Origin of the sequence: Caballeronia sp. TF1N1, from assembly GCF_022878925.1 — a bacterium.
GTDB lineage: Bacteria > Pseudomonadota > Gammaproteobacteria > Burkholderiales > Burkholderiaceae > Caballeronia.
In genome coordinates, this window is the sequence record NZ_CP084626.1 from 2,715,224 (window position 1) to 2,736,004 (window position 20,781).

Genomic DNA, 20,781 nt, shown 5'->3' on the forward strand with positions numbered 1-20,781 from the left:
GCGATCCGCGAGGACCGCCCTTTTGTCTTTCGTGCGTCAAAAGAGAAGCGGCAACCTCTTCACGAGAAGCCGCCGTTTTGCCCCTTACTTGTTATTTGCCACCTTCGCGTTCGCCGAAGCCACCGCCGTCATATTGATGATCCGTCGCACGGTCGCGGCCGGCGTCAGGATGTGCACGGGCTTTGCCGCGCCCAGCAGGAACGGTCCGACCGTCACGCCCTCGCCGCTCACCATCTTGAGCAGGTTGTACGTGATGTTCGCGGCTTCCACGTTCGGCATGATGAGCAGGTTCGCTTCGCCGGTGAGCGTCGTGCCGGGGAACGAAGCCTTGCGTACCGCTTCCGACAACGCGGCGTCGCCGTGCATTTCGCCATCGACTTCGAGGTCCGGCGCGCGTTCGGCGATCAGCTTGCGTGCTTCGGCCATCCGCTTGCTCGACGCGCTCGGCACGCTGCCGAAGTTCGAGTTCGACACCAGCGCCACCTTCGGCGAAATGCCGAAGCGCTCGATCTCGCGCGCGGCGAGAATCGTCATGTCGGCAAGCTGCTCGGGCGTTGGCGTTTCGTTGACGTAGGTATCGCTGATGAAGAGATTGCGCCCTTGCAGCATCAGCAGATTCATCGCCGCGAAGTTGTTTGCGCCTTCGGACTTGCCCAACACCTGATCGATGAACTTGAGGTGATCCTGATACGTGTCGATGAGACCGCAGATCATGCCGTCGGCGTCGCCGGTATGAACCAGGATCGCGCCGATCAGCGTGTTGAACTTGCGCAGCGCGGCCTTCGCGCTTTCGGGCGTCACGCCTTCACGCGCGGCGATTTCGTGATACGCCTGCCAGCTCTTTTGATAACGCGGATCGTCTTCCGGGTTCACGATCTCGAAATCGACGCCAGGCTTGAGCTTCGAGCCCATCTTCTGCAGACGCATTTCGACGACAGCCGGCCGGCCGATGATGATCGGCTTCGCGATCTTCTCCAGCAACACGAACTGCGCGGCGCGCAGCACGCGCTCGTCTTCACCTTCCGCAAACGCGATGCGCGCGGGCGCAGCCTTCGCCGCCACGAACACCGGCCGCATCACCATGCCGGTGCGATACACCGTCGCGCCGAGCGTCTCGCGATACGCGTCCATGTCCTGAATCGGACGCGTCGCCACGCCCGAATCCATCGCGGCCTGCGCCACGGCCGGCGCAATCTTGATGATGAGTCGCGGATCGAACGGTTTCGGGATCAGATATTCCGGGCCGAATTCGAGCGAATGGCCTTCGTAGGCTTTCGCGACTTCATCGCCCTGGTCGGTTTCTTCCGCGAGTTCGGCGATCGCGCGCACGCACGCGAGCTTCATCTCTTCGGTAATGGTCGTGGCGCCCACGTCCAGCGCGCCACGGAAGATGAACGGGAAGCACAGCACGTTGTTGACCTGATTCGGATAGTCCGAACGGCCAGTCGCGATGATGCAGTCCGGCCGCACCTTCTTCGCTTCCTCCGGACGAATTTCCGGCTCGGGATTGGCAAGCGCGAGAATCAGCGGCTTGTCGGCCATCACCTTGACCATCTCGGGCTTGAGCACGCCCGCGCTCGAACAACCAAGGAAAACGTCGGCCTGATCGATGGCATCGGCGAGCGTACGCGCGTCGGTGGTCGCCTGATAGCGCTCCTTCGACACATCGAGGTTGCCGCGCCCTTCGTAGATCACGCCCTTCGAATCGACGACGAGCGTGTTCGACTTCTTCAAGCCCAGATCGACGAGCAAGTCCAGACACGCGATAGCGGCTGCGCCCGCGCCCGAACAGACGAGCTTGATTTCGTCGAGCTTCTTGCCGACCACTTTCAGGCCGTTGAGAATTGCCGCCGACGCGATGATCGCCGTGCCGTGCTGATCGTCATGGAAAACGGGGATCTTCATGCGCTCGCGCAGCTTCTTCTCGATATAGAAGCATTCCGGCGCCTTGATGTCTTCGAGGTTGATGCCACCGAGCGTCGGTTCGAGCATGGCGATTGCATCGACGAGCTTGTCGGGATCGGTCTCGTCGAGCTCGATGTCGAACACGTCGATGCCCGCGAACTTCTTGAACAGACACCCTTTTCCTTCCATCACCGGCTTGGCCGCGAGCGGACCGATGTTGCCGAGGCCGAGCACCGCCGTGCCGTTCGTCACCACGCCGACGAGATTCGCGCGCGAGGTGTATTTCTGCGCGTCGAGCGGTTCGTCGAAGATCGCCATGCATGCGGCGGCCACACCCGGCGAATACGCAAGCGATAAATCCAGCTGATTGGAAAGCGGTTTGGTCGGCGTGACGGAGATCTTGCCCGGACGCGGATATTGGTGATACGCGAGAGCGCTTTGCTTCAGTTGTTCGTCCATGATTAGCCTGAGACGTTAGAAATATTTTGAACAGGGTTCACACCGCCGACGACCGCTCAACATTGAGTGTGGAGTGTGATTCGATGGACCAATGTCTTCAGTCGCCCGGCGCATCGGATAGACGCGGCGTGCCGCCCGTAAGGATCAAACGGGACGGCCGGAGCTTCAATTTTTGGGACGACCAGTGTACACCTCGCCTTCCAGATGGCGCGCAGCAGCATTTTCCCTAGGCCGAACGGTCAATCAGTCGAGTTCGGCGCCGCGTTTTTCGGGAATGAGAAAGAGCGTGGCAAATATATCGAGTAAATAGATCGATGCCAGCAAGGCGAGCGCAGTCGCGAACGAATACTTCGCGGCAAGCGCGCCAACCACGACCGGACCCAGTCCGCCGACCGCGCGGCCGATATTGAACAGCACGTTTTGCGCGGTGGCGCGCGCCTCGGTCGGATAGATTTCGTAGATGAGCGCGCCGTAACCGCCGATCATTCCGTTGACGAACACGCCCATGACCGCGCCGCCTACCAGCAACGCGCCGGGGCTCGTCAAGTTCGAATAGACGAAGACCATTGCCACCGCGCCGATCTGATAGAAGAGAAACGCGGGCTTGCGGCCGAAGCGGTCGGCCGCAACGCCGAAGAGCCAGATGCCGAGCGCCATGCCGAGCACGGTGACGGCGGTCCAGAGACCCGACTTCGTGAGCGAATAGCCGAAGGTCTTGGATAGATAACTGGGCAGCCAGATCATCAGCCCGTAATAGCCGAAATTCTGCACCGAGCACAGCACGATCACGCCGAGGCTCGCACGCGTCGTGCGCGCGGTGTCGAAGAGACGTCCGAGCGGCAGCTTGCGCGGCGCGTGCTTCGCGCGACGTTCCGTGAAGAGCACGGGTTCGGCGACCTTGCGCCGCACGAAGAACGACGCGACCGCCGGCAACAAGCCGACGGCGAACATGCCGCGCCAGCCGATCATCGGCAGCAAAAGCGGCGTGAGAAGCGCGGCGGCAAGCACGCCGAGTTGCCAGCCAAGCCCGACATACGAGGACACGCGCGCCCGCAGCCGAGCCGGCCATGCCTCGGCGACGAGCGCCATGCCAATGCCGAACTCCCCGCCCAGCCCAATGCCCGCGATGGTGCGATAGACCAGCAAGTCGCCGTATCCTCTTGCAAGCGCGCACAGGCCGGTGAAGACGGCGAACAGGAGAATGGTCCAGGTCAGCATGCGCACACGGCCGAAGTAATCGGAGAGCATGCCGAACACCACGCCGCCCGCGACCGCGCCGGCCAGCGTCCACGTGACGAGCGACCCTGCCTGCGCGGGCGTGAGGTGCAGATCCACGGCGATCGCGGGCAGCATGAAGCCGAGGATCAGGAGATCGAAGCCATCCATCGCATAGCCGAGAATGGAAGCGATGAGCGCGTGCAGCGGGTGGCGGTGATTCGGGGTATCGACGGAAGGGGAAGCGGGAGTCATGTCGGAGCACGGCGGGCGAAGTTGCGCGAGTTTAAGTGCGACGACCACGCGGCTACAAGACGCTCAAAAAATAGGCGCTGTCCCGAGCGCCGCTCGCCCGAACGTCTCACCTCGGGTAAAATTTCGGCCTACGCGCGCAGGAACCGCACGAACGCCGTCCAAAAGCGGCTCGTTCTGCCTGTTAATGCGCCAGGGCCCCACGCGGCCGCCTCCCGCTTCGACCAAGCGCCACCATCCAAGTCCAAGGATTCGCCCATGACAGGCTTCGATCGCCAGACGATCTCCGACACCACCGCCAAGATTTTGCTCGAAGTACAGGCGGTGCACTTCAACGCGGAAAAACCGTATATCTTCACGTCCGGCTGGGCGAGCCCGGTGTATATCGACTGCCGCAAGCTGATTTCCTATCCGCGTGTGCGTCGCGGTCTGATGGAAATGGCCGAGGCGACCATTCTGCGCGACGTCGGCTACGAACAAATCGACGCGGTTGCAGGCGGCGAGACGGCGGGTATTCCTTTCGCGGCGTGGCTGGCGGATCGCCTGATGGTGCCGATGCAATACGTTCGCAAGAAGCCCAAGGGTTTTGGTCGCAACGCGCAGATCGAAGGTCTTCTGACCGAAGGCCAGCGCGTGCTGCTGGTGGAAGACCTGACCACCGACAGCCGCAGCAAGATCAACTTCATCAATGCGCTGCGCACGGCCGGCGCAACGGTGAACGACTGCTTCGTGCTCTTTCACTACAACATCTTCAAAGAGAGCGTGTCAGTGCTGAAGGATATCGACGTGAATCTGCACGCGCTCGCGACGTGGTGGGACGTGCTGCGCGTCGCCAAGGAACAAGGCTATTTCGAATCGAAGACGCTGGATGAGGTCGAGAAATTCCTGCACGCGCCTGCCGAATGGTCGGCGGCACACGGCGGAGCGACGGCTGCGCCGCAATAAGTCTTTAAAGCAATCGCTGGTTGAGAATCGAAACGAAAAAGCCGCTGACATGACATCAGCGGCTTTTATCAATTCGTCCAGCGGTTAAATAGTGCGAACCTAATTTGAATCTGGAATGGGCACGTCTTCCACGGAACCGTCGCCCGAATATGCCGAGAGATTCATCAAGCCATTACTTTGTGCATACTGAAACAATTCGGAATCTCGCTCGATACCCAGTTTGCGCATAGCGGTGTTCTTTTGCGTGCTGATGGTTTTAATACTGCGCCGCAATTGCCCCGCTATTTCAGTGATCGTCATGCCCGAGACGAAGAGCCGCACCACTTCGAGTTCACGCTTGGAAAGAATCACGCTGCGTTGCTGACCGCTTCCGCTCATTCCCATGCTGTCGAGCGCCGCCTTGACCGATGGCCCGAGATACTCCTGACCGCGCATGACGTGCTGAATTGCCCAGCCGATATGGTTCATGTCGTCGGCTTTGTTGATGATCGACATGACACCGACTTCGCGCAGACGTTTGAGCAAGGCCGGGTTTTCGAGCATGGTCAGGACAACGAGTTTTACCCGGGGAAATTGCCTGCCGATATAGCCGAGCAGCGGCATGCCATCGCCATAAGAGCCGCCCGGCATTGCAAGATCGGTTACGAGAACGTCGCAATGCGATTTTTGCAGCAATTGAATAAGCTCGGTGGATTGCTTGGCCTGACCAATGACGTCGACCTCCGGAAACTTGTTGAGCGCCTGAGTGGCGCCGAACAAGATGACCGGATGATCGTCTGCAATGATGACTTTTATTCGCTGGCTCATTTACTGCCCCAGAATATTGGTTCGTCTGATGCCGCGCGAATCACTGTCGGGATATTCATTTTCTCTTTGATAGCTGCCGAAGTCGCCGCCGTCAAGGCGTCATCTCGTTTTTAATTTCAGACACATTTGAACTGCGCCATAGGTTTAGTCTCAAGGTGCAAGCTTTTAATGCTTTGTTGCAATGTTAAACTGCAACTTGGCATGAAGCGCATCACTGAGACAAAAAACATCGTTGCAGCCATCGAAACGCTGATATAAGGCGCAACGACACTGACAGGAGTCAGCTACATGCGCCTCGCATGTCGAACCGAGAGTCCGGCCGGTCTTACGTTATTCGCACTCTCGACGTGGATATTGGCGGTGATTTTCATGCCACAAGACGCCGTGGCAGAACCGGCATTCACCGTTTCAAGCGTCGACTTAGTTCCGGGAAAGCCGGTTTCGCGCGATCTTCTTTTCAATGAATCCGACTGCAAGGGCGGCAATCGCTCACCGCAGCTTTCATGGCACGGCGCGCCCACCGATACGCGCAGTTTTGCGATCACCGTATTCGATCCTGACGCCCCTGGCCGCGGCTGGTGGCATTGGGCCGTCGCCGGCATTCCGGCGGGTGTGACGCATATACCGGCCAATGCGAGCGCCGCCGGCGCGCTGCGCAAAATGAGCGCGGTGGAAGCCCGCAACGACTGGGACACCGACGGTTACGGCGGTCCGTGCCCTCCGCCTGGCAAGGCGCACCGCTATATCGTGACGGTGTATGCGCTGCGCAGCGACGACCTGCGACTGCGGCAAGGTACGCCCGCGCTGATGTTCGAACACGAAATCCGCACGGTAAGCATCGCTTCGGCGCAGTTGACGTTCACTTACGGCCGGTAATGAACGGGCCGGCAAGCGTAACCCTGCCGCATCCGTGTCCGCAGAACGAAATTTGTCTTTGCTAGACTGGTTCCGCTCGCCCGCCGCCTTCGTCGAGTGATGGCTTCCATGCCGTCGTCGCGAAGAGCAAACCCACACGCGTGCAGTCGAGACGCACCGCGAATTCATCGCGGCTAAAGGAAACCATGTCGAACATCATCATCGTTTATCACAGCGGCTACGGCCACACGAAGAAAGCCGCCGAAGCCGTGCTGGCCGGCGCCACGGACGCAGGCGCCAACGCCAAACTGATCGCAGTCGGCGATCTCGACGACGCCGCCTGGGCCGACCTGGATGCCGCCGACGCCATCGTCTTCGGCTCGCCGACGTACATGGGCGGCCCGTCCGCCGACTTCAAGAAATTCGCCGACGCCAGTTCCAAACCCTGGTTCGCGCAAAAATGGAAAGACAAGATCGCGGCTGGCTTCACCAATTCCGCGACCATGAACGGCGACAAGTTCCTGACGATTTCCTACTTCGTCACGCTCGCCATGCAGCACGGCATGATCTGGGCGGGCACCGGCATGATGCCGTCGAACACGAAGGCCGCCACCCGCAACGACCTGAACTTCGTCGGCGGCTCGACCGGGTTGCTGACGCAATCGCCCGCGGATGCATCGCCGGACGAAGCGCCGCCGCCCGGCGATCTCGAAAGCGCCCGCGTTTTTGGCGCGCGAATCGCTGCCGTGACTGCTCGCTGGACCGGCAAGTAAGGCGCGCGCGCCGCTTGGGCGGCGCGTTTGACAGCCTGCACGCGCTCGTTGCGGACAACGGACATCAACGCGTCTCGGAAACGCCTTAAAATGTCCGTTTTTGCGGCGAGCGCGTAGGCGTTGCAACCATTTGCGTCGTCGCGCCGAACCAGTGAGATCGAGATGACCACGAAAGTATTTGTCGACGGACAGGAAGGCACCACCGGCCTTAAGATTTTCGAATATCTGTCGGGACGCCGTGACATCGAAGTGCTGCGTATCGACGACACGAAGCGCAAGGACGTCGAGGAACGCCGCCGCCTCATCAACGCATCCGACGTGACCTTTCTGTGCCTGCCGGATGTCGCCTCGCGAGAATCGGTTTCGCTTGTCGACAAGGACAACGCTCGCACCGTCATGATCGACGCCAGCACCGCGTTTCGCACGCAGGACGACTGGGCGTACGGTCTGCCCGAACTGTCGCGCGCGCAGCGGGAACGTCTGCGTACTGCGAAGCGCATCGCCGTACCGGGCTGCCATGCATCGGCGTTCGTACTGTCGGTACAACCGCTCGTCGCGGGCGGTCTCGTATCCGCCGATTTCGACGCGCACGCCTATTCGATCACCGGCTACAGCGGTGGCGGCAAGAAGATGATCGCCGAATACGAAGCCGGCGGCGACGCGCGTCTGGCGAGTCCGCGTCCGTACGCACTCGGCCTCACGCACAAGCATCTGCCGGAAATGTCGGTGCGCACGGGTTTGAAGCGCGCGCCGATCTTTACGCCAATAGTCGGCCCGTTCCTGAAGGGTCTGGCGGTGACGACATATTTCTCCCCCGACCAGCTCGCGCGCAAGGCGAAACCGCAGGACGTGCGCGATATGCTCGCCGAGTACTACAACAACGAGCCGTTCGTGCGCGTGCTTCCGTTCGATGCCGAAAGCAATCTCGACAACGGTTTCTTCGACGTGCAAGCGTGCAACGACACGAACCGTGTCGAGATTTTCGTGTTCGGCAACGAAGAGCGTTTCGTGACCGTGGCGCGGCTCGACAATCTTGGCAAGGGCGCATCCGGCGCGGCGATTCAATGCATGAATCTGGCCATCGGTGCCGACGAGGAAGCCGGGCTCACGCGCTGATCGTTATCCCTCGGAAAGCAGAAAAGCCGGTTCGCTTTGTCAGCGGATCGGCTTTTTTATCGGCTGCATCATTTGTTGCGGACGAAAAAAAGCCCGCCTAGTTTGGCGGGCTGAATCCATATCAGTGGAGACATGGAGGAGACAGGAGTAACTATATCGTTAAATTTGATGCGATGCAACATCTCCGTTGCATGCGATCAACACGGAATGTTTCACGGCTGCGTCATCGAGAGAATGAACTGCAGTTGATCCGATGAAATTGGCTTCACGAGATGTACGTCGAAGCCCGCATCCATCGTTAGTTCGCGGTGTTGCGGCTGCCCCCAACCCGTGAGCGCAACGAGCATCATCGCGTGACCTGTGGGCGTGCGGCGCAAATCACGCGCGGCGGCCAGCCCATCCAAAAGCGGCGCGCCAATATCCAGAATCACGACATCCGGCGAAAACTGCGCGGCCACGTGCACGGCTTGCGCGCCATTGGCGGCGAGCGCCACTTCATGCCCCATTCCATTCAGGAGATTGGCGAGACCGCTCAGGGCGTCGTCGTCGGCGTCGGCTATGAGGATGCGCTTCGTCACGATAGCCTCACCGGTTGCCGTAGATTTCGAGCTTCAGCTTGTTCTCGCCCGCCTGCGATGCCGCGATCTCCGTGCGCGCGCCGCGTGCGCCAAGATAAAAGTGCTGGCGCGCGGGCGAATTCTGATCGTGGGTGGCGTCCGGCAGACAGGAAGCGATGTCCGCCGCGACGCTTTGCAGCGCATCGGCGCTTGCTCCGCCGTGCGGCGTCCAGGTGCATCGATAGTTGCTTTGCGACGCCGCGCAGCTAGCGCCGTCGCCGTATGCCAACGCGACGGGCCGTCCATCGATTGCGGAGAGTGACGAGAAATTCGGCGCCGCCGCCACGATGCGCTTCAGCGCATCGCACGGGCTCGGGGTGTCGTCGGCGTGAGCGGGCGCGCTCGACAAGGCGCCCCAGCAAAGCGCGGCGAAGGCGATGCGGTTCGATGGCATGACGTCTCCCAGTTATTTTTAATTACGTTCGATGCATAGCCATCCCAGCAAATCACGAACCCGTTAGAACAGACGTTTCTTTTCGACGATCATCGTCCCGCGCGGCGCGCCGCCACTTGCCCGAGCACCGCGAAGTCCTTTTCGCCGTCGCCGTGGGCAAGCGCGTCGACGAGGTTGTCGCGCACCACGCTCGCGACCGGCAGCGGCACGTTGACCGCGTCGCCCGCGGCTATCGCGAGGCGCACGTCCTTCAGACCGAGCCGCGCCTTGAAGAGCGCGGGCTCGTAACGACGCTCCGCGATCATCTTGCCGTAGCCCTGATAAACCGGCCCCGGAAACAGCGAATTCGTGATGACGTCGAGCAACGTCTGCGCCTCGATGCCGTGTCCGCTCACGAGCGCGGCCGCTTCGCCGAAACTTTCTATCGCAGACGCCAACATGAAATTCGCCGCCAGCTTGAGCACGTTGGCGTGCTGCGGTTCGTGGCCCACGCGCCAGGTTTTTTGACCGAGCGCGTCGAAGACGGGTTGCACGCGCGCGATGTCGGCATCGGCGCCGGCCGCGAGAATGTTGAGCTTGCCCTCCGCCGCGACATCCGGCCGGCCAAGCACGGGCGCGGCCACGTAAGCGACGCCATGCTGCGCGTGCAATTGCGCGAGTTCGACGGCGAGCGCCGCCGAAATGGTCGCCATGTTCACGTGCACGAGGCCTTTCGGCGCGTGCTTGAGCAAGCCGCCATCGATCAGCACGGAGCGCAGCGCTTGATCGTCCGCGAGCATCGAAAAGGCGGCGTCGCCGGCAAATGCCTGCTCGGGGGTATCGACCACGGATGCGCCCTGGTCCGCGAGCGAACGCGTCTTGTCGCGCGAGCGGTTCCAGACGCGCACCGTGTGGCCCGCTTTCAGCGCGTTGACGGCCATGGCCGCGCCCATTTCACCCAGACCGATGAATCCGATATCCATGCTTACGCTCCATTCGTTGATTGCCGACCGAGCGCCAGTAGAGCACATCGACTGGCAGCACGCCGAATCCGCCGATGCGATACTCCCTGCATGGTCACGGCGCGCTTTCACTTCCATCGCGAACTGAACGACTTTCTGGCGCGGCCCCAACGCGGGCAGGCATTCGCTTGCGCCTGTCCGCCGTCTTCGTCGGCCAAACACATGATCGAAGCGCTGGGCGTGCCGCACACGGAAGTGGCGCTGATCGTGCGCAACGGGCATCCGGCCGGCTTCGACGCGCCAATCGAAGAAAACGATGTCATCGAGATCTATCCCGCGCGGCGCGTGCCGCCCGGCATGGCCGACGGCGCACGGCTTTTGCGGCCGGCGCTCGTCGCGGAAAATCTGCGCTTTATCGCCGATGCGCATCTCGGCGGCCTCGCGCAACTGTTGCGGCTCGCGGGTTTCAACACGCGTTACGACAACAACTTCGCCGACGATGAAATCGAGCGCCTTTCGCACGATGAAGCACGCATCGTCCTTACGCGCGACCGCGAATTGCTCAAGCGAAAAAATGTGCTGCACGGCTGCTACGTGCGCGCACTGCATGCCGACGAGCAATGGCGTGAAGTGGCGGAACGTCTCGATCTCGCGCCGCATGTGCGCGCGTTTCGCCTCTGCCTCATGTGCAACGCGCCGCTGCGTCGCGCGGCAGCGAGCGAGATCGACGACCGCGTGCCCGAAGGCGTGCGCGAACGGCACACGCGTTTCGTGACTTGCGATGTCTGCCGCCGCGTCTTCTGGGAGGGCTCACACTGGAAGCGCATGCGCGAGCGCATCGACGGACTCGCGGATGCAAGCCGCGTGTGAACCTCCACGTACAATACGGCCCCTGCCTATCAAAACGCCGCAACGGAGCATCGCGTGAACAAATTTCAACTGGAACAAACCAAGGCGTTCAAGCTCGCCAACGACCTGAAGCAAGGCGGCAAGCCGCGCGTGGGCGCAGCGGAAGCGCCGAAACTGGATCGCCGCGAGCAGCGCAAGCTGGATCAGGCCAAGGGTCTCGTGCCGTTTGCCTGCAAGCTGGACGAGAAGCTCGTGACGCAATTGAAGGAACGCGCCGCGAACCACGAAGGCGGTCTCTCCGAAGTCCTGGCGGAATTGCTCGTCGCAGCGGGTCTGGAGCGTTGAAGCGTCGCGCAGGCGCTCGACCGCCTAGCGGATGCCGTCACGCGCCTCGTCGACATCGACGTGACGCGTCGCCGGAATGCAGGCCACGGCGATGATCGAAAGCACGAGTCCCGCCATCACGTAGAAGGTCGGCGCGAGTTGCGAGCCCGTCGTCTTGATGAGCCACGTCACGATGAACTGCCCGAAGCCGCCGAACAGCATCACGGCGATGTTGTACGCGAGCGCAAGCCCGGTCGAGCGGATATGCGCGGGAAACAGCTCCGCGATCAGCGCGCCGAACGGCCCGTAGTAACCGGACAGCGTGATCGACAAGAGCGCCTGCACGACCACGAGCCGCGCCACGCTCGGCTCGGCGGCGAGCCACGCGAAGAGCGGATAGATGATCACGAGCGTGATGAGAAGCGACCACAAGGTCAGGCCCTTGCGTCCGATTCGATCCGACCACGCGCCCGCCACCGGCGAAAGCACGGTCAAGATGAGATTGCCGACGATCAGCGCCGTGAACGACTGCCCGAGCGGCAGCTTGAGTTGCTTGACCGCGAAGGTCGGCAGATAGGCGATCAGCACATAGACCGTCACCGTCAGCGCGATCACCGAACCGAGCCCGCACAGCACTTCGCGGCTGTGATTGCGGAAGACTTCACCAAGCGTCGCGCGGCGCGCGGTCTTCTTCGCGTGCAGGAACGCTTCGGTATCGGCCATGTTGCGCCGAATGTACAGGCCGATCGGCCCGATGATCAAACCGAGAACGAACGGCACGCGCCAGCCCCATGAATCGAGCGCTTCGGGCGACAGTCCGCGCGTGATCGCCGCGCCGACGAGCGCGCCGAGCAAGAGCGCCGCCGCCTGACTCGCCATCTGGAAACTGCCGTAGAAACCGCGTCGGGAAAACGGCGCTGCTTCGATCAAGAGCGCGGTCGCCGTTCCGAACTCGCCGCCGGCGGAGAAGCCCTGCAACAGCCGCGCGAACACGATCACGAGCGGCGCGCCGATCCCGATTGCCGAGTATGGCGGCGCTATCGCGAGCAGCAGAATGCCGATGGTCATCATCGCGATGACCAACGTGAGCGCCGCCTTGCGCCCCGCGCGATCCGCATAAAGACCCAGCACGATGCCGCCGACCGGCCGCATCACGAACGCGACGCCGAAGGTCGCGGTGGTCAGCAAAATGGATGAGTAGTCGCTATAGCTCGGAAAGAACAAGCGGGCGATGACGACAGTCATGAAGCCGAACACGGTGAAGTCGTACCACTCCAGCGCATTGCCGATGACCGCGGCCGCGACGGCGCGCGCATTCAATGGTCTGCCTGCCATGCGAATCCCTTTGGTTTGTCGATCATTGGGTTTCGTGCCATCGGACGGACCCCCGTTGGCCGCGTCGTGCGCGTATCGCCCGGCGCATCGAATGCATTTGCTCAGGCGAGGCGTAAGGCTGAATTTGCCTTGGCGAGTGTAAAGACCATGCGTTTGCTTATCAAGCGGCTACAACGCAAAACGCGCCGGGCAATGCCGCCAGGCGCGTTCGTCGTCCAACGAGGGAAGCTCAGGCCTTCTTTACATACGCGCCGCACCAGCCCTTCGAGGCGACCTGCTTGTTCGCGAACATCGGACACGGCGCGTAGGCATCGGCGGCCTTGCCTTGATAGAACTGGCAGTTGCCGCAGTCTTCGCCGGCGGCGTACTTGGCGAACTTGGCCTTATCGACCTTGGTCGCGTCTTCCTTGTAGCCGAGCGCCTTGGCGGTGGGATCGTTTTCGTCGACCTTCGGTGCGTCGGCGAAAGCGGCTTTCGAGCCGAGCGCGAACGTCGATGCAACGCCCACGCTGGTGATGAGAAACGTACGACGAGATGCCTTCATGGTGACTCGCTCCATGTTGTATTGGGGGAAAACGCCGTTCTGACGACGGCGATGCCCGAGCATAACAATCCGGAAGCGAATCGATGAAGCCAAATGTTATAGATAAGAACCCGGGGGAATCGCGGCTAACGCATCATGTCCGCCACGCGCTCGGCGATGGCGAGTGAAGCTGTCAGTCCGGGCGATTCGATGCCGAACAGATTCACGAGTCCCGGCACGCCATGCGCGGACTTGCCTTGAATCATGAAGTCGGCGGCTGCCTGCCCCGGACCCGAGAGCTTCGGCCTGATGCCCGCGTAGGCCGGCTGCAGCGCGTCGTCGGGCAGACCCGGCCAATACGCACGAATCGCGGCATAGAAGGAATCGGCGCGGCGCGGATCGACATCGTAATTGAGCGACTGCACCCATTCGACATCAGGACCGAACTTGGCTTGGCCGCCCATGTCGACGGTCAGATGCACGCCGAGTCCCGCTTCATTGGGCATCGGATAGATGAGCCGTTCGAACGGCGCGCGCCCGCTCACGCTGAAGTAGTTGCCCTTCGCGAAGTAGAGCGGCGGCACGTGACGATCGTCGAGACCGCGAATCTTGCTGGCGATCCTGTTCGCGTGAAGCCCCGCGCTGTTGATCAGAAACGACGCCCGGAAGCGCGCCGGGGCATCGCCGCCGGTCTCGACGATAAAGCAGCCCTCGCGCGCGTCGATGGCCGCCACCGGCGTATGAAACACGATGTTCGCGCCGTGATTCTCGGCATCGCCTTGTAGCGCCAGCATGTACTGGTGACTGTCGACGATTCCCGTACTCGGCGACCACACCGCCTCGACGCACGTCAGTTGCGGCTCCATCTCCGCCGCCTGTGCGCCGCTGATCCGCACGAGACCTTCCACGCGATTTTCCAGGCCCTTCTGTTCGATGCCCGCAAGCTGCGGAATCTGATTGCGCGCCGTGGCAACGAGCAGCTTGCCGCATTGCCGATGCGGCACGCCATGCTCGCGGCAGTATTTGTACAGCATTTCGCGCCCACGCACGCACAGCTCGGCTTTCTGCGATCCACGCGGATAGTAGATGCCCGCGTGAATCACTTCGCTGTTGCGCGAACTGGTGCCAATGCCGATCGCCTCGCCCGCTTCCAGCACGATCACTTCGCGCCCGCGCATCGCCAGTTGCCGCGCAATCGCAAGCCCAACCACGCCCGCGCCGATTACCACGCACTCGATCCGATCCATGTCCGTTCCGTCGCAAGATAGCTCGCAACCATTCTACGTTCTTGACTATTGCGAGTTGCACAACAAACGCATGGCAATTGAACCGAATTACGGAGCAATGCAGAAAAAGGCATGAAACTGGCCGTCCGATGACAAAAAAGCCATGTTTCCATGGCTTTTTTGGCAATTCCAAAAATTCGCGCGCTTTAAAAACCGATCGCTTTCTTGCGTGAATTACGGTCGAGCTGGATATCGCGCGCCTCGACGTGATGTCGTCCGTCGATACGCGCGTTGCCAAACGCGTTGAGCATCGCGCGCCGCATGCCGCGTGGCGAGGCTTGCGTGAGCGCATCGAGCGGGGCATCGCCGAGCGTTTCGGGAAAGCGCCGGCCCCACGCGTGCGTCGTGCGGATGTCGTCGTAAATTGCCTGCGCGATACGACGCGCGCCGTCGCGATCCGGCGCGGGAATCTCGTAGACGTTCATGCGGTTCATGATCGGCTCGGGAATGGCGCGCGCGTCGTTGGCCGTTGCAATCCACACGACGTTGCCCGCGTTGATCGGCACTTCCGCGAATTCGTCGATGAAAGTCTGCGCCGTGTCGTGTTCGAGCAACGCGTAAAGCGCGCCGAGCGGATCGTATTGCGCGTCGCCGGTGGCCTTGTCGATTTCATCGACGGTAATGACGGGGTTCGCGTAGCTGCCGTTCACGAGGGCGTCGAACACCTTGCCTGGCTTGGCGTTGCGCCATTGCGACGACGCGCCCGAGAGAATCCATCCGGCGGTGAGCGAACTCATCGCCACGTAATGCGACGTGGTCCCGAGCATTCGCGCAAGCTGCTTCGCAAAATGCGTCTTGCCGATGCCGGGTTCGCCGAGCAACAGCATTGGCATGAGTTCGAGGCGGTCCTCGGTTTCGAGGCACAGCGCGATCTGCTTGCGAATGTCGTCGAGCGGCTCCTCGAAGTTCGGCAGGGAAGCCGCAAGGTCGTCGATGCACGGCATGCGATTCGGCTTCACGCAGAAGCGCAGATTGCCGACCTTGAGCATCTTCTCGTAAGTGGCGCGCAGGGCGTCGCTTGCGCCTTCGGACAAATCGTTGAGCGCGGTTTCCACGTCGTCGAGACTGTAGACCTTGCTGAACGATGCCACCGCCAGTTCCTGTTTCACCACGGCTGTCGTCATGTCACGCCCCGTCATTGTTTTGGTCGACAAAGCCAGTGTAGCGACGACAAAACACCACGCAAGCGAGCAGTCTCGCGGGTCTGCTGCCAATTCCGCCGCATAGCGCAGGCGCGAGTATCATCGTTCGTCCCACGTGTGAGCGTGCCGCGAGCGGGTTCGAAACGTGCTGTTTTTCTGCGGCGTTTTTCCAACCTGGCTGCGAAGTGTTTTGCGCGGCCCCAGATGTCGGGTTTTGGTAAGGATTCTGGCTGAACCGTAGCCGTGCAGCCCGGTCAGAATCAAGTCGCCGAGGAAACGCCGATCCAGCGGCTTTTCGCCCAAGCAGATCACGCGCAAAAGCGAAACGCCGCCATCCGAACCGCCCGTGCGCCGGAGAAGCCTTCAATGCAAAGAACAACACGAACCGTCTTGCCGTTCCCCTTTCGATTTGTGCTTGCTGCAAGCGCGTGCCTCGCGGTGGTATCGGCGGGACCTGCCTGGGCGCAGTCAAGCACGCCGCAGCCTGTCGACTGGGAGTTGCAGGTCGTGCGCGACGGTCAGCAAATCGATTCGTTTTCCGCCACGACGAATGTCGGCCAGGCGCGCACCGATACGCATCACAACATCACGCAGAATCAGGTCGGCTGTGCGAATCAGCCAGCGGGCGACATCGATCTCACGCGCACCATCACCGTTTCGCCGACGCACGCAAGCGCCGACGACATCACGCTCGCCATCGACGCTCAGGAAACGCTTCAGGATGATTCCTCGCGGAGCACGGCGGCCGGCTGCAAATTGCCGCCGGTGCCGCGTCAGGTGAGCGGATCGCATCCGGGGCTCGTGCTGAAGCCCGGCGAATGGGGCGAATGGAAGATCGTCGACAGCAATCCGACGCTGCTGTATCGAGTGCGCGCGAGCATGGCTTCGGCACCAGCAACGCAATGACGGCCTTCGTGACATAAAGTAGAGAGGCCGCGCCACCACACAACGAACGCATGCGAAACTCAGAACATCTTCCGCCAGGTCCATCCACGCACAACGGCACGCCGGATTTCACCGCCGTAAGCTGGAACCTCCACAAGGGCCGCTCACCGCTCGGACTGCGCGCCTGGAACGCCATGCAGCGGTGGGTTCAGACCACCAACGCCGACGTCTATTTTCTCCAGGAAGCGATGGCGCGGCGCATGCCGCAGCCCGTGCTCGCAAGCGGTTTCGGCAACCCGCTTGCAGCGCCGCTCGACGATGTCTGGCATTGCCAGGCCACCGAAATCGCCACCGCGCTCGAATTGCAGATCGCCCTCGGGCCGAACGTGTTCAAGCCGTCGTGGCGGCACGGCAACGCCATCTTGTCGCCGCATCCGCTGGATCTATCCGGGCGCTGGGACATCTCGGCGCATCGCTTCGAAAAGCGTGGCTTGCTGGTCGCGCGCGCCACTTTCGCCGGGAAGGCCATCACGCTCTTGTGCGCGCATCTGGCGCTCACGCGTTCCGCGCGTCTGCGTCAGATGAACTGGATCGCGCACTGGATTGCGAAGGAAGCGCCGGAAGGCCCGCTCGTGCTGGCAGGCGATTTCAACGACTGGCGCAACGATTCCGTGCCGCTATTTCGCGAACTCGGCATGAGCGAGGTCGCGACGATGCTCGGCGAATCCGGCCGCACCTTTCCGGCGTTCTCGCCCGCGCTCGCGCTCGACAAGATGTTCGTGCGCGGTCTTAAGCCTGTCGAATGGCTCGTGCCGACGCAGGACACCGCATGGCTGTCCGATCACTTGCCGTATATGGCGAGACTGCGCGTCGAGGAATGAGGCGGCGTCAGCCGAGCAGCGCTTCCAGAGCGTCGATGGAAACCGGCTTGGTGAGGTGATGATCGAAGCCGGCATCGATCGAATTCTGCCGATCCGCGTCGCTGCCGTAACCGGTCAGCGCGAGCAGCAAGGCGTCGCGCGTGACGGGGCGCTTGCGCATCTCGCGCGCCACGTCGAAGCCGTTCATGCCCGGCAGACCGATATCGAGCAGCACCACGTCGGGTTTGAAATCGTCGATGGACTGCAGCGCGCGCGGACCGTCGTGCTCCGTGCGCACTTCGTGGCCCAGTGCCTCGAGCAGCATCGACATGGCAAGCGCGGCGTCCTCGCTGTCGTCGACAATCAGAATGCGCCGGCTCGACGCCGCGCCGCCGGTCGCTTCGGCGGTGGTGTTCATGCGTGTCCTCGTACATTTTCAAGATGGCGAGGCGACTGTAGCACAACGCCCGAGCCTGATGAAATGAGGGCGCAAGGCAGCATGCGACAGCTCTGCTATCGTGGACTTTTCCGCGCACGCCGGCGTTCCCATGTTCGATCTCTTCGACGACATTCCCAAACCCGATATCGTGTGGCACCCGGACTGGATCGACTCCGACGCCGGTTCCGATCTCATGGGCGAGCTGATCGCGGAAGTAAGCTGGCAGCAGGACACGATGAACACGCCCCGCGGCCGTTTGCCGCTGCCGCGCCTGACCGCGTGGCAAGGCGAGCCGGATGCCGTCTATGTTTACTCGGGCATCCGCAACGTGCCGCAGCCGTGGACGCCCGCCGTCGCCCGGTTGCGCGATGCCGCTCAGGACGTGTGCGCCGCGCGTTTCAACAGCGTGCTCCTCAACCGTTATCGCACAGGGCTCGACAGCATGGGCTGGCACGCCGACAAGGAACGCGAGCTCGGGCCCGAGCCGGTGATCGCGTCGGTGAGTCTTGGCGCCACGCGTGCATTCGAATTCCGCCACGCGCGCACGCATGCCACGCACGCGCTCGCGCTGACGCACGGCAGCCTGCTCGTGATGCGCGGACGCACGCAGCTCGAATGGGTGCATCGCGTGCCGAAGGAGCCGGGCGCGCGCGGCGAACGCATCAACCTGACGTTTCGCTGGGTCGACGCATCGAAGCGGCGTTGAACTTCAGGGCCGCCGCGCGACGAAATCGATCTCGACGAGCGCGTCGCGCGCAAGGCCCGTCACGCCGATGCACGTGCGCGCCGGCAGCGGCTTCGGCAGAAAGTAGGAGCGGTACACGGCGTTCATCGCGTCGTAGTCGCGCTTGAACTCGGTGAGGAAGATGCGCGCGCTCACCACGCTGTCGAGCGTGAGGCCGAGTCCCGTCAGCACGAGGATCAGGTTATCCATCACGCGGCGCGTCTGCGCGGCGACGCCCTCGGGCAGCGGGGCGTTGTCGTCGTTGGGGTCGGTCGGCATCTGGCCGGTGAGGAAAACCCAGCCGTCGGCTTCTGCCGCGTGGGAAAACGGGCCGACAGGCGTCGGCGCGGCATCGATCATCGAGAATTTGGGACGGTGGTTCACGTTGTCTCCTTGCAAGGAACCGGCACGTTAGCCCGCCAAAATATCCCGCGCGCGTCCGGACCTTTGATGCGAAGATGCAGCGTCCCTTTCAGTCCTGTTTCTTCGCAATGCTTCCTCAACCCATTCTCATCGATGCCGTCGTCCGCATGCTCGTCGCGGTGCTGATCGGCTGCATCATCGGCGTCGATCGCGATCTGCACGGCAAACCGACCGGCATGAAGACGCTCGGGCTCGTGTCGCTAGGTGCATGCATCGCGACCATGTGTGCGCTCGGATTTGCCACCGAGCCGCTCGCGCACAACACCGAAGTCTCGCGGGTGGTGCAAGGCATCGTGACGGGCATCGGCTTTCTGGGCGCGGGCGTGATCATTCAGAATCCGCGCGAGAACCGCATTCGCGGGCTGACCACGGCGGCTTCCATCTGGGTGACGGCGGCCGTGGGCATCCTGTGTGGGCTCGGCGTATGGAGTCTCGCGCTGATCGCCACGGTGATTCTCATCGTGCTGCTGACGGTTGGGCGGATCATCGAGAAAGGCTTGCTGAAGCGCTGGATGCGCAAGCCGCCGAGTCAACGTCCGGCGGGCATTGGCGAGGAAGAGTGACTGGCGGAATTGCCTGTGCGCATCGGCGCGCTCTCGCATCATTCAATGAACAACGCGGCGCAACCTTGCGGCCCGCCGCGTTTCCAGGCGCAGAAAGTCGATGCGCTTACCAGCCGTGATGTTCGCGCCAGCGTTCTTCGCGATGCATCTCATGCCGCCAATGACGCTCGCGCTCGTGGCGTCGCCATTCGTGTTCGCGCCAGCGTTCATCGCCGTAGCCGTATCCGTATGCGGGCTGCACGTAGACCGGCTGGGCCTGCGCATAAACCGGCACGCCGACGCCTACCGCGACATCGACATGCGCCGATGCTGCCGTCGATACCGCCAAACCCCCGAGTCCTGCCAACGCGATTGCCACAGTTGCAAGCTGCTTTTTCATGTCGCCTTCTCCTTGCCCCGATTGCGTGATGTCGAGTGCAGTCTAGAAGGCGATTCCTGACACAGGTGCAACAGACCCGCGAGAAAGGTAACGTCAGGTAACGGTCAAGTCAGAGCAAGCGTTTGCCTGCTTCGTCGATAACCACTTCGCCGTCTTCCTTTGCAAAAGGTCCTTTTTGCGGCTCCGGCAAAAGATCGATCACGAGTTCCGATGGACGGCACAGTCGCGCGCCTTTCGGGGTATCGACGAAGGGACGATTGATGAGGATTGGATGCGCGAGCATGGCGTCGATGAGTTGCTCGTCGGTGAGACTCGTGTCGCCCAAGCCGAGCTCGGCGTAGGGCGTGCCCTTTTCGCGCAGCGCTTCGCGCACGGAAAGCCCGGCGCGCGCGATGAGCGAAGTGAGCGTCGCGCGATCCGGCGGCGCGGTCAGATACTCGACGACTTTCGGCTCGATGCCCGCATTGCGGATCAGCGCGAGTGTGTTGCGCGAGGTGCCGCACTTCGGGTTGTGATAGATGATGACAGTCATGTCGGCGATGTCCTTGATGATCACATTCGGCATTCTAGGCCGACCTCACGATGACGCGCACGCCCGGCTTGCGTCAGGCCACCGACCGGATTGCCAGCGATGCAGCAAATACCCTGTTCAATCGCGGCTGCGCGGCCTATAACGAAGTGTGCAATGCGGCATGTCCTGGGTGCATCATCCGCCAGCGGTCTTACTGGCGTTCGGCCCTGACTGCTTCGCAGTCGCCTTCGAATTGCAT

24 protein-coding genes are annotated in these 20,781 nt (G+C 62.0%); 10 read left to right on the plus strand and 14 right to left on the minus strand.

Annotated elements, in window-relative coordinates:
* Nucleotides 1–84: 84 nt before the first annotated feature.
* Together LDZ28_RS12720 and LDZ28_RS12725 are read right to left on the minus strand one after the other, a co-directional pair.
* Nucleotides 85–2,364, minus strand: a complete 2,280-nt coding sequence (locus LDZ28_RS12720) for an NADP-dependent malic enzyme (protein ID WP_244826457.1) — start codon at nt 2,362–2,364, stop codon at nt 85–87.
* Between the two features lie 243 nt (nt 2,365–2,607).
* Nucleotides 2,608–3,834, minus strand: coding sequence for an MFS transporter (locus LDZ28_RS12725; RefSeq protein ID WP_244826458.1), 1,227 nt, complete (start codon nt 3,832–3,834; stop codon nt 2,608–2,610).
* 255 nt (nt 3,835–4,089) lie between these two features.
* Here LDZ28_RS12725 and LDZ28_RS12730 point away from each other — a divergent pair, with 255 nt between their 5' ends.
* Entirely contained in the window at nt 4,090–4,776 is a 687-nt protein-coding gene (locus LDZ28_RS12730) for an orotate phosphoribosyltransferase (RefSeq protein WP_244826459.1), read from the plus strand.
* Nucleotides 4,777–4,875: 99 nt separating this feature from the next.
* Here LDZ28_RS12730 and LDZ28_RS12735 read toward each other — a convergent pair whose 3' ends face one another.
* On the minus strand, nt 4,876–5,583 hold the full coding sequence (locus tag LDZ28_RS12735) for a response regulator (RefSeq protein ID WP_244826460.1): 708 nt from the start codon (nt 5,581–5,583) through the stop codon (nt 4,876–4,878).
* Nucleotides 5,584–5,952: 369 nt separating this feature from the next.
* Here LDZ28_RS12735 and LDZ28_RS12740 point away from each other — a divergent pair, with 369 nt between their 5' ends.
* The 3 genes from LDZ28_RS12740 (at nt 5,953) to argC (ending at nt 8,327) form a co-directional block, all read left to right on the plus strand.
* Nucleotides 5,953–6,459 carry a YbhB/YbcL family Raf kinase inhibitor-like protein gene (locus LDZ28_RS12740; RefSeq protein ID WP_244826461.1) on the plus strand — a complete coding sequence of 169 codons (507 nt, stop codon included), beginning with the start codon at nt 5,953–5,955 and terminating at the stop codon, nt 6,457–6,459.
* Between the two features lie 185 nt (nt 6,460–6,644).
* A complete protein-coding gene (locus tag LDZ28_RS12745; protein WP_244826462.1) occupies nt 6,645–7,211 on the plus strand; it encodes a flavodoxin family protein in 567 nt (188 codons plus the stop codon).
* Between the two features lie 162 nt (nt 7,212–7,373).
* Complete coding sequence (gene argC / locus LDZ28_RS12750; RefSeq protein WP_244826463.1) at nt 7,374–8,327, plus strand: N-acetyl-gamma-glutamyl-phosphate reductase; 954 nt, start codon at nt 7,374–7,376, stop codon at nt 8,325–8,327.
* Nucleotides 8,328–8,539: 212 nt separating this feature from the next.
* On the opposite strand, the gene LDZ28_RS12755 is transcribed toward argC, so the two are convergent.
* The 3 genes from LDZ28_RS12755 to LDZ28_RS12765 all read right to left on the minus strand — a co-directional run bounded on the left by LDZ28_RS12755 (nt 8,540) and on the right by LDZ28_RS12765 (nt 10,300).
* Nucleotides 8,540–8,905, minus strand: a complete 366-nt coding sequence (locus LDZ28_RS12755) for a response regulator (RefSeq protein WP_244826464.1) — start codon at nt 8,903–8,905, stop codon at nt 8,540–8,542.
* Nucleotides 8,906–8,912: 7 nt separating this feature from the next.
* Nucleotides 8,913–9,338, minus strand: a complete 426-nt coding sequence (locus LDZ28_RS12760; RefSeq protein ID WP_244826465.1) for a hypothetical protein — start codon at nt 9,336–9,338, stop codon at nt 8,913–8,915.
* Between the two features lie 89 nt (nt 9,339–9,427).
* A complete protein-coding gene (locus LDZ28_RS12765) occupies nt 9,428–10,300 on the minus strand; it encodes an NAD(P)-dependent oxidoreductase (RefSeq protein WP_244826466.1) in 873 nt (290 codons plus the stop codon).
* A gap of 90 nt (nt 10,301–10,390) precedes the next feature.
* On the opposite strand from LDZ28_RS12765, the gene LDZ28_RS12770 reads away from it, so the two are divergent.
* Together LDZ28_RS12770 and LDZ28_RS12775 are read left to right on the plus strand one after the other, a co-directional pair.
* Entirely contained in the window at nt 10,391–11,149 is a 759-nt protein-coding gene (locus tag LDZ28_RS12770) for a Mut7-C ubiquitin/RNAse domain-containing protein (RefSeq protein ID WP_244826467.1), read from the plus strand.
* A 54-nt stretch (nt 11,150–11,203) separates the two neighbouring features.
* Complete coding sequence (locus LDZ28_RS12775) at nt 11,204–11,473, plus strand: hypothetical protein (protein ID WP_244826468.1); 270 nt, start codon at nt 11,204–11,206, stop codon at nt 11,471–11,473.
* A gap of 24 nt (nt 11,474–11,497) precedes the next feature.
* Here the strand turns inward: LDZ28_RS12775 and LDZ28_RS12780 are convergent, their stop codons facing one another.
* The 4 genes from LDZ28_RS12780 to LDZ28_RS12795 form a co-directional block, all read right to left on the minus strand.
* On the minus strand, nt 11,498–12,787 hold the full coding sequence (locus tag LDZ28_RS12780) for an MFS transporter (protein WP_244826469.1): 1,290 nt from the start codon (nt 12,785–12,787) through the stop codon (nt 11,498–11,500).
* A gap of 229 nt (nt 12,788–13,016) precedes the next feature.
* Nucleotides 13,017–13,331: a high-potential iron-sulfur protein gene (locus LDZ28_RS12785; RefSeq protein WP_244826470.1), complete on the minus strand. Its 315-nt coding sequence runs from the start codon at nt 13,329–13,331 to the stop codon at nt 13,017–13,019.
* 125 nt (nt 13,332–13,456) lie between these two features.
* Complete coding sequence (locus tag LDZ28_RS12790; RefSeq protein ID WP_244826471.1) at nt 13,457–14,557, minus strand: NAD(P)/FAD-dependent oxidoreductase; 1,101 nt, start codon at nt 14,555–14,557, stop codon at nt 13,457–13,459.
* A gap of 185 nt (nt 14,558–14,742) precedes the next feature.
* Nucleotides 14,743–15,720, minus strand: coding sequence for an AAA family ATPase (locus tag LDZ28_RS12795; protein WP_244826472.1), 978 nt, complete (start codon nt 15,718–15,720; stop codon nt 14,743–14,745).
* A 384-nt stretch (nt 15,721–16,104) separates the two neighbouring features.
* Between LDZ28_RS12795 and LDZ28_RS12800 the strand changes: the two genes are divergently transcribed.
* Entirely contained in the window at nt 16,105–16,644 is a 540-nt protein-coding gene (locus LDZ28_RS12800) for a hypothetical protein (protein ID WP_244826473.1), read from the plus strand.
* A 50-nt stretch (nt 16,645–16,694) separates the two neighbouring features.
* Complete coding sequence (locus tag LDZ28_RS12805; protein ID WP_244826474.1) at nt 16,695–17,504, plus strand: endonuclease/exonuclease/phosphatase family protein; 810 nt, start codon at nt 16,695–16,697, stop codon at nt 17,502–17,504.
* A gap of 7 nt (nt 17,505–17,511) precedes the next feature.
* Here LDZ28_RS12805 and LDZ28_RS12810 read toward each other — a convergent pair whose 3' ends face one another.
* Nucleotides 17,512–17,901 (minus strand): response regulator, encoded by a 390-nt coding sequence (locus tag LDZ28_RS12810; RefSeq protein WP_244826475.1) that lies wholly within the window; start codon nt 17,899–17,901, stop codon nt 17,512–17,514.
* 130 nt (nt 17,902–18,031) lie between these two features.
* On the opposite strand from LDZ28_RS12810, the gene LDZ28_RS12815 reads away from it, so the two are divergent.
* Complete coding sequence (locus LDZ28_RS12815; RefSeq protein ID WP_244826476.1) at nt 18,032–18,628, plus strand: alpha-ketoglutarate-dependent dioxygenase AlkB; 597 nt, start codon at nt 18,032–18,034, stop codon at nt 18,626–18,628.
* Nucleotides 18,629–18,631: 3 nt separating this feature from the next.
* On the opposite strand, the gene LDZ28_RS12820 is transcribed toward LDZ28_RS12815, so the two are convergent.
* Nucleotides 18,632–19,006, minus strand: a complete 375-nt coding sequence (locus LDZ28_RS12820; RefSeq protein ID WP_284503230.1) for a RidA family protein — start codon at nt 19,004–19,006, stop codon at nt 18,632–18,634.
* 131 nt (nt 19,007–19,137) lie between these two features.
* On the opposite strand from LDZ28_RS12820, the gene LDZ28_RS12825 reads away from it, so the two are divergent.
* A complete protein-coding gene (locus LDZ28_RS12825) occupies nt 19,138–19,632 on the plus strand; it encodes an MgtC/SapB family protein (protein WP_244826478.1) in 495 nt (164 codons plus the stop codon).
* A gap of 106 nt (nt 19,633–19,738) precedes the next feature.
* Here the strand turns inward: LDZ28_RS12825 and LDZ28_RS12830 are convergent, their stop codons facing one another.
* Both LDZ28_RS12830 and arsC read right to left on the minus strand, forming a co-directional pair.
* Complete coding sequence (locus tag LDZ28_RS12830) at nt 19,739–20,011, minus strand: hypothetical protein (protein ID WP_244826479.1); 273 nt, start codon at nt 20,009–20,011, stop codon at nt 19,739–19,741.
* 109 nt (nt 20,012–20,120) lie between these two features.
* A complete protein-coding gene (gene arsC / locus LDZ28_RS12835) occupies nt 20,121–20,543 on the minus strand; it encodes an arsenate reductase (glutaredoxin) (RefSeq protein ID WP_244828133.1) in 423 nt (140 codons plus the stop codon).
* Between the last annotated feature and the right edge of the window lie 238 nt (nt 20,544–20,781).